The organism is Paenibacillus sp. Paensp38 (assembly GCF_059491915.1).
This window is the reverse complement of sequence record NZ_CP168516.1, coordinates 2,743,704-2,757,046: the sequence shown is the minus strand read 5'-3', so window position 1 is coordinate 2,757,046 and position 13,343 is coordinate 2,743,704. Positions and strand designations below refer to the sequence as shown.

Annotated in this window: 11 protein-coding genes and 1 pseudogene; 8 read left to right on the top strand and 4 right to left on the bottom strand. The window is 43.8% G+C overall.

Annotation, left to right across the window (positions count from 1 at the left end):
- The first annotated feature begins 87 nt into the window (after positions 1-87).
- Positions 88-597, top strand: a complete 510-nt coding sequence (locus ACEN8J_RS11765; RefSeq protein WP_029519055.1) for a hypothetical protein — start codon at positions 88-90, stop codon at positions 595-597.
- Between the two features lie 147 nt (positions 598-744).
- On the opposite strand, the gene ACEN8J_RS11760 is transcribed toward ACEN8J_RS11765, so the two are convergent.
- Positions 745-1,371, bottom strand: a complete 627-nt coding sequence (locus ACEN8J_RS11760) for an FMN-dependent NADH-azoreductase (protein WP_029519056.1) — start codon at positions 1,369-1,371, stop codon at positions 745-747.
- A gap of 291 nt (positions 1,372-1,662) precedes the next feature.
- On the opposite strand from ACEN8J_RS11760, the gene murI reads away from it, so the two are divergent.
- Together murI and ACEN8J_RS11750 are read left to right on the top strand one after the other, a co-directional pair.
- Positions 1,663-2,466, top strand: a complete 804-nt coding sequence (gene murI, locus ACEN8J_RS11755) for a glutamate racemase (RefSeq protein ID WP_029519057.1) — start codon at positions 1,663-1,665, stop codon at positions 2,464-2,466.
- Between the two features lie 98 nt (positions 2,467-2,564).
- A complete protein-coding gene (locus tag ACEN8J_RS11750; RefSeq protein WP_165147401.1) occupies positions 2,565-3,428 on the top strand; it encodes an aminoglycoside phosphotransferase family protein in 864 nt (287 codons plus the stop codon).
- Between the two features lie 427 nt (positions 3,429-3,855).
- On the opposite strand, the gene ACEN8J_RS11745 is transcribed toward ACEN8J_RS11750, so the two are convergent.
- On the bottom strand, positions 3,856-4,869 hold the full coding sequence (locus ACEN8J_RS11745; protein ID WP_165147398.1) for a LacI family DNA-binding transcriptional regulator: 1,014 nt from the start codon (positions 4,867-4,869) through the stop codon (positions 3,856-3,858).
- A gap of 306 nt (positions 4,870-5,175) precedes the next feature.
- Between ACEN8J_RS11745 and ACEN8J_RS11740 the strand changes: the two genes are divergently transcribed.
- From ACEN8J_RS11740 to ACEN8J_RS11720, 5 genes and pseudogenes are all read left to right on the top strand, one after another.
- A complete protein-coding gene (locus ACEN8J_RS11740) occupies positions 5,176-6,564 on the top strand; it encodes an MFS transporter (RefSeq protein ID WP_039273459.1) in 1,389 nt (462 codons plus the stop codon).
- Positions 6,565-6,996: 432 nt separating this feature from the next.
- Positions 6,997-7,155 (top strand): annotated as a pseudogene (locus tag ACEN8J_RS11735) (VOC family protein); the annotation flags it as partial.
- A 77-nt stretch (positions 7,156-7,232) separates the two neighbouring features.
- On the top strand, positions 7,233-8,627 hold the full coding sequence (locus tag ACEN8J_RS11730; protein ID WP_340885154.1) for an MATE family efflux transporter: 1,395 nt from the start codon (positions 7,233-7,235) through the stop codon (positions 8,625-8,627).
- Between the two features lie 201 nt (positions 8,628-8,828).
- Entirely contained in the window at positions 8,829-9,809 is a 981-nt protein-coding gene (locus ACEN8J_RS11725; RefSeq protein WP_029519069.1) for a S8 family peptidase, read from the top strand.
- 149 nt (positions 9,810-9,958) lie between these two features.
- Positions 9,959-10,192, top strand: coding sequence for a tetratricopeptide repeat protein (locus ACEN8J_RS11720; protein WP_245231564.1), 234 nt, complete (start codon positions 9,959-9,961; stop codon positions 10,190-10,192).
- A gap of 251 nt (positions 10,193-10,443) precedes the next feature.
- Here the strand turns inward: ACEN8J_RS11720 and budA are convergent, their stop codons facing one another.
- Both budA and alsS read right to left on the bottom strand, forming a co-directional pair.
- A complete protein-coding gene (budA, locus tag ACEN8J_RS11715; protein WP_029519072.1) occupies positions 10,444-11,190 on the bottom strand; it encodes an acetolactate decarboxylase in 747 nt (248 codons plus the stop codon).
- A 163-nt stretch (positions 11,191-11,353) separates the two neighbouring features.
- Positions 11,354-13,063, bottom strand: coding sequence for an acetolactate synthase AlsS (gene alsS, locus ACEN8J_RS11710; protein ID WP_029519073.1), 1,710 nt, complete (start codon positions 13,061-13,063; stop codon positions 11,354-11,356).
- Between the last annotated feature and the right edge of the window lie 280 nt (positions 13,064-13,343).

Below are 13,343 nucleotides of genomic sequence, written 5' to 3'. Positions count from 1 at the left end.
AACCGTGCAACGTTTATGATAAGTACACAAGGGTAATGAAGCTTACAGACACCGTGTACATACCCAAACGGCAAGGAGAGATCAGACATGATGAAACTAGCTTCGAAATGGACCGTATTGGCTTTAATGATGATGCTGATTACGACGGCAGGAGCAACAGCGCAAGGCTACACGCCTGTCGCAGCTGCTGAAAATCAGGAGACCGTATATATAAACCAAATGGAGATTCGTGACGGACAAATTTATTTGTCGGCAGACCCGATTGAATGGTATGAAGGCGCGGCGGCAGACAAAGCATTTGTGGAGCATGAAGGAAATACAGGATTGGATGGAGCGCCGGATGGCTACTACATCGTAAACAATTCCGTGCAAAATGACGTGTATCAGGTTGCACCAGATGCTTCGGTAGAGGTGCAGATTTATGATCACACGGGTAACATAGAAGATACAGACGTACAATGGAACGAATCGATTCCGCTGACACAGTTTGAGAAGGATTTTGCAAAAAAGGACGTTCTGGACCTCAGTCAATTTCCATACCATGTTACGCTTCGTGACGGTAAAGTTGTAAAAATCGTGCAGCAATTCATTCCTTAAAATAGAAGTAATCGTAATCTCATATCACAAACACGTGCTTCACTTGATTACAGATCAGGGGAGCACGTGTTTTTATATTTTATAACAAAAAAGAGGATATCCAGCCCATATAGGGCGCGGATATCCTCTTCCCTTCATAATATATGATTAGAACGATTTTGCTGTGTCTACTGCACGTTGTACAGCAGAAGCAACGATTTCTTGTGCTTGATCTGGAGCTTGGTTATGTCCTTCCAGTACAACCTTCACGATGTCTTTCACGCCGAAGAAGGTTAAAATGTTACTCATGAAGTTCAAGGACATTTCAGCTGCAGCAGCTGGTCCTTCGGAATAAACGCCGCCTCTTGCATTCAACAGGGCTACTTTAGTTTCAGTTACAAGACCCACAGGACCCTCAGCAGTGTATTTGAATGTTTTACCAGCTTGGTTCAGGTAGTCAATGTACGTATGCAGTACAGCTGGAATCGTCATGTTCCAGAGCGGGAAAGCAAATACGACTTTGTCTGCTGCCAGGAATTGATCCAGGTAGCCATTAGCGATGTTTGCCAGGCGAGCTTCTTCTGCGTTCAGCTCCATGCCTCTAGCGGATTTGAACGTGCCGTTGATCATGTTAGCGTTCAAATAAGGAAGCTCGACGGAGAACAGGTCCAGCTCAGTGATTTCATCAGATGGGTGGGAAGATTTGTAGCTTTCCACGAATGCGTTATACAATTTAACTGTTGCAGATTCTTCAGCTGTACGATCATTAGCTTTGACAAATAATACTTTAGACATAATTTATTTCCCCCTAAGTAAGTTGAATAAGTAAGTTAAGTTAGTAAGTTACCATGTAATATTACAATATAAAGATAATATCTGTCAACGCTTTTATATTAAATTTACTTTGAAAAGCTACTTTATTTTTTACACTGTAAAATTCAAGTGTTTCTTTTGCAAAATATCAGTTTTGCGGTAAAATTTAAATGTAAAGTCTAATGAAGAGAATAGTTTAAGTAGGCGAAGAAGGAAATGAACATGGTGCCAGCAAGATTTGGCACCATAGTTGAATGAAAAAAGGTGAGTAGCTTGAAGATAGGTTTTTTTGATTCAGGATTGGGTGGAATTACAGTATTGTCCGAGGCACTAAGACGTTTGCCAAACGAAAATTTTGTATACATGGCGGATACCCTTCATGTGCCTTACGGGACGAAAACTCCCCAAGAGGTGCTTGGTTATGTCAAGGCTTCAGTGCAAACGATTCTAAAAGAAGATGTTAAGGCACTGGTGATTGCCTGCAATACGGCTACAAGTATCGCGGTTGCGGAGCTAAGGAAGGAATATCCTATTCCGATTATTGGTATGGAGCCAGCTGTGAAGCCAGCGGTCGAGATGAACCGGGCTAATGGTAAAAGAGTTCTGGTGTTAGCCACACCATTGACGTTGAAACAATCTTGTTATGCAGCACTCGTATCCAGAGTTGACGATCATGGGAGCGTGGACTCACTACCTCTGCCGGAGCTAGTACATTATTGCGAACAGTTGAATTTTGACCGGGCAGAAATGTCCGCATATTTTAACCGTGAGTTGTCTTCGTTCAATCTCGACATATATGGTACGGTGGTATTGGGATGTACTCATTATCCTTTTTATAAGGAAATTCTAAGGGAACTACTGCCTTCTCATATTCAGTTAATTGACGGGAGCCAGGGAACAGTTAGACGGTTGAAACAGGTGTTGTCTGAGCGTAATTTGCTGGAACCTTCGCCAAAATCCAGTCCATCGCAGGCGGGACACATTACATTTCTATGTTCTAGTCAGGATGAGGCCTATGTGCGTAAGATGGAGCGGGCGCTTGAAATCTATACGGAGCATGAAAAGATTTATTTTTAAAAGAAGAGCGGCTGGCGAACGTGTGGGATTATCTTAATGAAATTATCCAAAAAATCGCCAGCCGCATTGTGGATCAGACGCACGGAGGGAGGCGTGAAATGGACGTTCAACTAATCCTGAATGAGCTTTATGCAGCAGGCGTGCTTGAAGGCCATATGCAAAATCTCAAACCGCTGACCGGCGGTACTTCGAGCGAAGTGGTTGTTGTCATGGATGGTACCAGGCCTCGATATGTGATTAAGCAAAATGATCATGCGATTGTAAAAGCCGAGGCGGAGTTTTTACATACCTATGTACAGATTGAGAAACTATCGCGTTTGGTTTATGTAGATCCGTTGCACCGTTATTTGGTATACACGTTCAGGTCAGGGCTCACACAGTATCATGGACGAAACAAAAGCAATTTGTTGCTTCATCTGGCGACGGAGGTGATCTCGCACTATAAGCCTTTTGGTGAGGAACGTCATTATGGTTATCCGGACCACCCGTTTGTGGAATGGAAAGATTTTCTGCTGCACAGAACGAAGGAATCTGGAAAGATCATACAAGACATTTTACCCCGTGAGGATCATCGTTTCGTTCATACCCTTGTGGCTGGATCGCCGCAACGGAATATTAAATATTTGCTTCATGGCGACTGTGGAGTACATAATTTTGTGTTTAACGAAAATGGCACATTGACGGGTATTATTGATCCTGATCCCGTGGTGGGAGAACCCCTATATGATCTGATATACGCCTTTTGTTCTTCACCGGATAGGCTGACCATCGATACCATTTTGCCTTCCTTAGAGAAGCTTGAGCCGGAGATGACAGGGGAATACGAGCTAAACAGGGAAGTGTTACTGGGACTATATTTTCGTATAGCCACCTGCATTCGTCATCATCCGGAAGATCTCGATCAATATACAGAAGCGTGGGCCTATTGGCTGAACAGGATTCGCTGTAAGGAAGAGGGATAAAAGCATACAAGGAAGGATCATATTTTCTTTTCGGTACATCAAAAAACTTGATTTTTAACCCAATGCAGATAGATGCAAGCACAGAAATAATACTCCACTCCAGGTAATCAGGTGTGTTCCCATCTGTGATAGAAACCATGTGCCTAAGGTGGTGCCAATCGTGACACCTAAATTTGCAAAGGAGACAAACAAGCTATTAGCAAATTCAGGTGCTTCTGAGGCCTCCGAAGTTAACCAAGTTTGACTTACAATCAGGCCGCCGGTAAAAAAAGCCCCCCATATAATTATTATTATAATCATGGGAATGTAGTAAGCTCTTTTGGGAAAAACTTTGCAAGAGAACGTTTCCATTATTCAGCGTCGGAGCTGACAAAATCCATCCTAGCCGGTGAAGCACTTCCAGCAACCGCGTAGGAACATGCAAAGATTAGGATACCCCATGTTTTACACTGCTGTCCCGAATTTCTAACTGATGCGATATGGACCAGTGGACAGCCGCCAATTCCTCTCCTTTAATAAGCTTAATGAGATTGCGGGCGGCGACCATGCCCAGTTCGGATGCTGAATATCGGACAGTTGACAATTTAGGCCGGATTATTGTAGCCATATCAATGTCGTCAAATCCCAAGAAAGAGACCTGTTCAGGTATTTTCACCCCATTCTCGGTCAGAAAGTTCATAGCGCCTATGGCAATTCGGTCCGTCGCGCAGAACACCGCACTGGGCAATGGGCCTGAATGATAAAGTTTTCTCATAGAGGTTACGCCGTCTTCAACTGAAAAGCCGCTTTCCAACACACGTTCAGGACGTACTGGCAGGTGAGCGGCCTTCAATGCCTGTTCATAGCCCAAAAAACGCTGACTGCCCACTGAAATATCTCCCGCAGCTCCCCGCAGCATCGCGATATCCTGATGTCCCTGCTGAATTAGATAAGTTACCGCTTCAAAAGCAGCCGTTATGTTGTCAACATGTACGGAAGGAATGGATTTGTCTCGAAAATCCCGTCCGACAAGGATGCAGGGAATTCCCGCCGCTTCAATGAGCGCGTATAGCGCATCCCGGATTCCGTCTACCGATATGATAATTCCGCTCGCCTGCATTTCACGGAACATATTGTAATAGTGTATTTCAGAGTCCGCGTCCCCCCCTGACAAGGCGATTATGACATCGAAGCCGTATAGATGCGCTACTTGATTGATGCCTTCAACCATGTTATCAAAGACATTGTTTTTAATCTCGGGCAGAAGTACTCCAATCAGAGATGTATTATTCTTTACCAGTGTCCGCGCTATGGCATTTGGACGGAATTGAGTGGCTTCAAGGACATCTAGAACTCGTTTGCGTATTTCACTGTTCACCGTCTGGCTGTTATTGATCACTCTGGAAACCGTTGAAATGGAGACGTTGGCCATTCGAGCCACATCTTTTATAGTCATTTTCATTGTACACACCGACTTTCAAGCAAGTATTTATTTAGAAAAAGGTTCTCAAAGTCAATTGAATTTATTATATCAGTTTATTGAGTTTAACAAAGATTCCAGAGCAAAGAAAGCGCTTGACCTTGGTTTATAGGGGGAGTATAATCAACCCCGGAAAACGTTTTCTAGTATTTTCTGGAGATAAATGATTGTTTTTACCAAATAACTAGCTGAATTCAAGGTATTTCGGCTTGTTTTTTTGATTATCAAGAAAACGTTTTCCTTATGGCTTGGGATTGTAGAGAATAACAAGGGAAAAGGAGCATGAGCATGAGAAGTTCGAGCGATATTGTTGTAATGGGAAATGAGGCTTCAAAGCAAACCGATTCAAATATTACGCTGAAAGAAAAGATGGGTTATGGATTCGGTGATTTTGCCAGCCAGTTGCTGTTTGCCGCCGCAATGACTTTTCTGTCCTACTTTTACACAGATGTAATCGGGATCAGCGCCGGGGTCATTGGTACTTTAATGCTAGTTGCGCGTGTACTGGATGCGTTTATTGATGTCGCGATTGGGGCTTTGATCGATAAAACGAAGAGCAGACACGGGAAAGCCCGTCCTTGGTTACTGTGGATGTCCGGGCCATTTGCGTTGTCTGGAATTCTCTTGTTCACGGTTCCAAGTGGAAATATGACGATCACTATTCTATACATTTACGTTACCTATCTGCTGATGAACATTATCTATTCCAGCATTAATGTCCCTTATGGTGTGCTTAATTCCATGATAACGCAGGATTCTTACCAGCGCTCTCTTCTTAATATTTTTCGTATGTCTCTGGCGAATATTGGTGCCTTGTTAATTAATTATTTCACCCTTCCGTTAGTGAAGTCGTTCGGCGGCGGTCAAAAGGGGTGGATTTTCACCTTTATTCTGTTTGGTTTGCTCGGAACCTTCTTATTTCTCGTTACCTTTTTCAGTACCAAAGAAAGGGTTACTCCATCTGTTGTACAGAAGCCAATTCCGTTTGGACGTGCTTTTGGAGCGCTGATGCGTAATAAGTATTGGAAATTGATTCTTGGGTTTGCTGTGGTCTATTTCATAAATAACTCACTGGGCACAGGTATGAATATTTACTACGCACGTTATGTGTTAAAAGACGCCAATCTGATTGGGGTGCTCGGCATATCCTTACTCCTTCCTTCCCTGCTTGGTTATCTGTTATTGCCACCCGTCGTCAAGCGGATCGGGAAACGAAATTCATCCATTATCGGAAGTATCCTCCTGATTGTGGGATCGCTTGTTATTGCCGTCAGTCCCGCAAGTCTTATGGCGGTCTGCCTGGGACTCGTTATTAAAGCGCTTGGACATGCCGCTATTCTCGGAACCTTCTTTGCCATGTTGTCAGATACCATTGAGTATGGCGAATGGAAGACAGGGATGCGCACCGAAGGACTGGTGTACAGTGCGGGTAGTTTCGGCACAAAAGCGGGAGGCGGTTTCGGAGCGGCACTCATCGGTTGGGGACTGGCATTGGGGGGATATGCTGGTGGACAAGCTACAATCAGTGCCACAGCGCTAGCGTCTATTCATTTCATGTTTATCTACGTTCCAATTATCTTGGCTGCCCTGCAAATTGTATTGCTGGCATTTTACAACCTAGATAAATTATTTCCCGGTATTGTCAAAGAGCTTGAATTCTTAAAAAACGCTAAATAAGGAGAGGAAAGCAAATGGAGAAGAAATGGTGGAAAGAAGCCGTATTCAAACCATTATCCACTAAAATTTTTCCTGAATTCTTTGCTTCCTTTTCAGTTTCTATTCTTTGAATCTCATATTTATCAGAACTACAAGGTAGGTCAACTAAGTTTATGAAGCTCATTGTCTGAGAAGCCCATACTTTAGGCTTAGGAAACGTTAGCTGAATTAAAGAGCGGTAGTCTAGAATTTAACTATGAAAACCAAGATGTTTTTTTCTTGACCAGTTTTAAAAAAAGGACTATAACATCAATCTTGATGATGTTATAGTCTTTTTTTGATAAGAAATTATTATTTTAACGAGGTCTACCTGAACGAAAACCACAAGAAGGACGTTCTGCAATGGACAATCGAATCATGTTGAATACCACGCTTATCAAGCTGAGAACTTTTAATGTCATCATTTTGTCCGGACGAGAACGGAATGAACAGGACAAAAGGCCAGTCTATTTTACAGATCCAGACGGACATAAGTATGAAGTCCACACAGGACAATTGCGGGACCACCTGGAATATTATAAAATGAAAAAGCATATGACTTTTTTTGAATGAGTAATTGTTATCGATATAAATGATATAAGTAATAAGTAAGTAATGATTGGGTTCGCATTTAGGAGGAATACGAAAGGATGTCACTGTCTCAGGAAAACGCTTCCAAGCAAGCGCAAGTCGTTAAAACGATGACGGTTTTTGCAATCACTTGGCCGATCTTTATAGAGATGTTGTTTCACATTTTGATGGGTAGCGTGGATACGTTCATGCTAAGCCATGTTTCTGATGAGGTTGTATCGGCTGTGGGTGTGTCCAGACAGTTGATTGAATTTACGATTATACTTTTCAATCTGCTTGGTCTTGGTGTAGGTGTGATCATTGCTCAGCTATTGGGGGCGCAAAAGCATGTGGATGCAAGCCGTGTTACGGCTTCGGCACTAACCTTTAATCTGGTGTTTGGTCTGGCATTGAGCTTGATGTTTATTGTCAGTCGGGATTTTTTGCTATCCTTTTACCATATTACTCCGACGATTAAGGAAAATGCAGAGATTTATATGATGCTGGCAGGGGGTTCGCTGTTTCTGGAAGCGCTCATGCTAACCGCAGGTCCGGTTATTCGATCGCATGGTTTTACTAAAGATACGATGATCGTGGGCATTGGTATGAATATTTTACATATTGCAGGAAATGCATTGCTCATTTATGGCTGGTTTGGTCTGCCGCAGATGGGAGTGGCGGGAGCAGCGATTTCAACGGTTATTAGCCGTGTTGTAGCATGTGTCTGGATTTTTCTACTGCTGTACAAGCGTGTAAGTGCGCCGATTCGCATCCGGTATTATGTACAGCTACAATGGAGTAAGCTGGTAGCCATTCTGAAGATTGGTATTCCTGCCGGGCTGGAATGGTTGTCTTATCAGCTTAGCCAAATGATGGTGACCCGGTTTGTCAGCTTTATGGGTACAACGGCAATCGCAACCCATTTTTATTCGAATACAATTGTGTACTTTTTTATGGTATTTGGAATGGCTGTAGGGGAGGGGACGGAAATTATTGTTGCCCGCCTGATTGGAGCAGGAGACAAGGAAAAGGCCTATCATCAACTTTTACGGAGCCTGAAATGGTCTTTGATCATTACGATTGCTGTAATCGTGGTAGTATCCTTTTTCCGATATGAAGTGATGGCGATCTTTACAGATGAGCCGGCGATCATTCAATTAGGGGCAGCGATTTTGCTTTTCTGTATATTGCTGGAGCCGGGCCGAGTGTTTAATCATGTTGTCATTAACTCCTTGCGAGCAGCGGGAGATGTTCAGTTCCCGTTAATGATGGCCATAATTTCAATGTGGGGGATTAAAATCCCGTTAGCATATGTGCTGGGCATTCATATGGGATATGGAGTGCTGGGTGTGTGGATTGCACATGCCTGCGATGAGTGGGTACGAGGCATTTTCCACTATTTACGCTGGAAGGGCCGGAAATGGCAGCACAAATCGCTGTTATCCAAGGCTGAACTTCAGGCGGAATCCGTCTAAGGCTGATAGAGAACCTACAACAGACATTCTCCAAGCGAATTGGGGGATGTCTGTTTTTTTACAAAAATAAGCAAAATGGGGATGTTCAAAGTTTTCAAAAATTGCTAGAATATAGTAACCTCGAATGTAGTAGAGGTTTTCAAAGTTTCATAGTTTCAAAGACGGGTGGTTTCCGATTGAATCCATGAAGGAGGGAATAGGATGGAACGTAAAGTGCATATCATTCCTTACCAAGTGATCAAGCAGGAGCAACAAGTGAATGAAATACCGCGAGGTGTAGAGCTGATTCAGGCTCCTGCGGTATGGAACCAGACTCGAGGCCAAGGCGTGAAGGTGGCGGTGCTGGACACGGGCTGTGATTCGGACCATCCTGATTTGAAGGCGCGCATTATTGGCGGACGGAATTTCACGGATGATGATCAAGGTGATCCGGAAATTTTCAAGGATTATAACGGTCATGGCACGCATGTGGCAGGAACCATTGCGGCAGCAGAAAATGCGGATGGTGTCGTGGGTGTTGCTCCAGAGGCAGACCTGCTCATCATCAAAGTGCTAAACAAGCAGGGCTCCGGTCAATATGACTGGATTATTCAAGGCATCTATTATGCGATTGAGCAAAAGGCAGATATCATATCGATGTCACTTGGCGGTCCTGAAGATGTGCCAGAGCTGCATGAAGCAGTAAAAAAGGCTGTAGCTAGCCAAATCTTGGTCATCTGTGCAGCTGGAAATGAGGGAGACGGTGACGACAGAACGGACGAGCTCGGCTACCCCGGCTGCTATAATGAAGTGATTAGCGTAGGCGCTATCAATTTTGACAGGCACGCCTCAGAATTCAGTAATTCTAATAATGAGGTGGATTTGGTTGCACCCGGAGAAGATATTTTGTCCACCGTTCCGGGCGGCAAATATGCGACTTTTAGCGGAACTTCGATGGCTACTCCGCACGTAGCAGGTGCATTGGCGTTGATTAAGCAGCTGGTAAGTGCGAGCTTTGAGCGTGATCTCACCGAACCGGAATTATATGCACAACTCATCAAACGCACGATTCCACTTGGCAATTCTCCTAAGCTGGAAGGCAACGGTCTATTGTACTTGACGGCAGTAGAGGAGCTCTCGCGTATTTTCGACGCACAGCGTGTAGCAGGAATACTAACTGCAGGATCATTGAAGGTTAAATAAACCGTAACTTCGGATATATAGCGGCTCTCCTGTAAGGAGAGTCGTTTTTTTGGATTTTAAATCTTAGGAAAAACTCCATTTACATTGCATTCAAATGTCGGGTAACATATATCTCAAAGATAGGCATGAGTCAGAAGTGGAGGATTAATATGAACGATATCATGGCGCAAGCTGGCGAGCTTAGACGAACAGGGCAAGCAGAGGAAGCACGAAAGCTTCTTTTGAAGGCATTAGAACAGCAGCAAAATGATGCAGAATTGTGGTATCAGACCGCTTGGACACAGGAATGGACGAATTTCCGGATTACAGACCGTTTCGGGTATTTTACGCGATGGTATTATATAATCTGGGGGAATTCGGGAAAGCCATGCAGGAGCTGCTAATGGAGGTGGCTGAGACGACCTCGGATTTATCTACACAGGAGTACTCACGTGCCATTCAATATTATGCAGATAAACTGGATCAGATCGAGACATAGGTGGACCGGAGTGAGAGCATAAGCAGTAACGTATATATACGCTCGTACATAAAAAGATCACAGTCAGAGAGCAGTAATTCTCTTTCCTGACTGTGATCTTTTGCTGTTTATTGTTTGGCTATAGGGTCTGTAAATTGATGAGTTAAATAGCTGCGATTACTGCGCACCTTCAGTAACGGCGATTTCCTTCTCCAGGTTTTCTCTGGACAGGTTGGCCTTCAAGTAATCCGGGGTATCGGGCAGGACCAGGTGCAGATTGGATTTTTGACAAATGCGGATGGTGCACTTTTCGACGATAAAATCAAAGACATGCCCACCCCCAGTGCGTTCATCGTTAATAAAATGCAGATGAAATCCGGCTACCCCAATACCTTGAGCATAGGCAGGTGTCCAAAAACCTGTAATCACCCCAGAAGCGTCGTTAAAAGAGAACGTAGGCTGAGATTTGGTCGCTTCGATAAAAGGTTTGTAAGGCTTCACCTGGTGAGGGACGGTACGTGTCTTTACTTCACGAAAAGTGCCATCCATACGGAAGGCATAGAACAGATTACGGCTTGGAAACAACTTTAACAGCAGAGCTTCCAGCTCTTCACGATGCATGGGGCGGTCAATAGTATATGTGAAATCTTCATGGAAAAAGGTGACGGTGGAAAAAGGTGTGGTTTCTTCCGGTTTTACGCGATGGGCCGTACCGTCTGGAAGCAAGTGATAGAATTCACCATCGAACGCGATCATCTCGCCATTCAGTTGATCAAAGGTACCAATCCCAAAATCCCCGTGCTTTTGCAACTCCTCAAAGGCAACAACTCCGTCATAAAGACCATCTAATAGAGCGAGCATAGTGGACGTTTGGTAAATATCATGGTCAGTTTCTTGCTTGGTTTCCAGTCCTGCAACGGTCATGGTAATACACTTCCTTTTGTAATTGTATGCATTTATTTTCTTTCTTTTTCAATAATAAACGTAAATTTTCAGTAAATAACGAGAATAACTCAAAAAAATCATAAAAAATAACGTTTTGCTCCATAATTGTCACGAAAACGTCACGAGTAAGTCTTGGTAAAGGTTAGTTTAATTGATTTGGCAGCAGTTTACGTCCCAACTGGATATTATCTTGATAATTAATCGGGATATCAACAACCACAGGACCATCCGTATGAAGTGCCTGCTGCAATACACTTTCCAGTTCTTCAGGAGAGTGCACGCGTAATCCGGTGGCCCCGAAGCTTTCAGCATATTTCACTACATCAACATCTCCAAATTTTACACCGGAAGTTCTGCCATATTTAATCTGTTGTTGAAATGCGACCATGTCATAGGTACCATCTCTCCATACGATATGCACTAGCGGAGAGTTAAGACGTACAGCGGTTTCGAGCTCCATGGATGAAAACAGAAATCCTCCGTCTCCAGAAATAGAAACGACTTTTTGACCGGGGTTGACGAGTGTGGCAGCAATCCCCCAAGGCAGTGCTACGCCCAACGTCTGCATTCCGTTGCTGAATAGAAGGCGCCGCGGTTCATACGAACGGAAATATCGTGCCATCCAAATGTAGTGTGAACCAACATCACAGGTGACAGTGACATTATCGTCGATCAGGCTGCGCAGTGTACGAATAAATTGTAATGGATGAATCAGATAATCGTGACTGTGTACAGGAACAGCTTCTTGCTCGTTTAGATCATGACGAAGACGATTTAATTGGTCGCAGGAGGCTTTAGGTAGCTTTAAGGTAGGCAATTCTTCTGCAAGGCCACTCACAATCAGGGCTATATTCCCGATAAGCTCGTGATCAGGTTGATAATCATGATCAATATCTGCTTGATGATCATCCAGATGAATAAGGGTTCGGTTCGCAGGAATATTCCAGTTTTTTGGATCATATTCAATAGGATCATAGCCAATCGTCAGTACCAGATCTGCCGCTCCAAGAAGCATGTCACCCGGCTGATTATGGAACAGACCGACTCTCCCAAAATAGTGGCTTTCCAGCTCCCGGGAAATGGCTCCAGCGGCCTGAAAGGTTTCAACCACAGGCAAATCCGTGTTTCGAATCAGTGCACGGATGGCTGCTGTAGCTTCGGGTGTGCTGGCTTTCATACCGAGAAGGAGTACGGGCAGCTTGGCTTTTTTGATTTGGCCTGCAACTTGTTTGATGAGCTCGGCGGGTGCGGTTCCAAGCTGGGGAAGGGAAACCTTCTCAATGGCGGTTACTTCGGATGACGAAGTCAACACGTCCTGCGGCAGACTGACAAATGTGGCTCCAGGCTGGGCTGAGGTCGCAATCCGAAATGCATTAGTAATTGCTTCCGGTACACTATCAGGATGTTCTACTTCTACACTGTACTTGGTGATGGGTTCGAAAAGTCCGGCGTTATCCATAGATTGATGCGTGCGTTTCAGGCGTTCTGATCTTGGGACTGCACCAGCAATGGCGACGACAGGATCACTCTCTGCGTTAGCGGTGACAAGTCCTGTCGCCAAGTTAGACGCGCCTGGACCGGAAGTAACAATGCATACGCCCGGTTTACCTGTTAAACGACCGACCGCTGCTGCCATAAAGGCGGCATTTTGTTCATGACGGCATATGATCAATTCTGGACCCCGATCTTGAAGAACATCAAAAACAGAATCGATCTTGGCACCTGGAATGCCAAAAATATGCGTAACCCCTTGCTTGATCAAACAATCGACAACAAGGTCGGCTCCTTTTGTATCGGATTTGGTTTTAGTTTTAGTTTGAACAGCTTGAACTTTAGTACTCAATGCTACCACCTCTTCTTTTCATCTTTGAAATAAACCAATGAAATACTTTCAATGTAAAACAATGGATGTATATTACAATTATAATGCAATAACTGGTATTTTCAAGAAAGAAATTTTCTGAAAAAAAGAGAAAAACACATAAAACGTTTTCAAAGTTTGATTTATCGGGGAAAATTAAAAATTGTAGAATTTTCTTTTGGTATCAGCTATCGGGAAAATATAGAACAGATCTGCTCCAAATGGCAGTAGGCCATTTTTTTTATTCGCTCACATGATAAAAATCACTTTC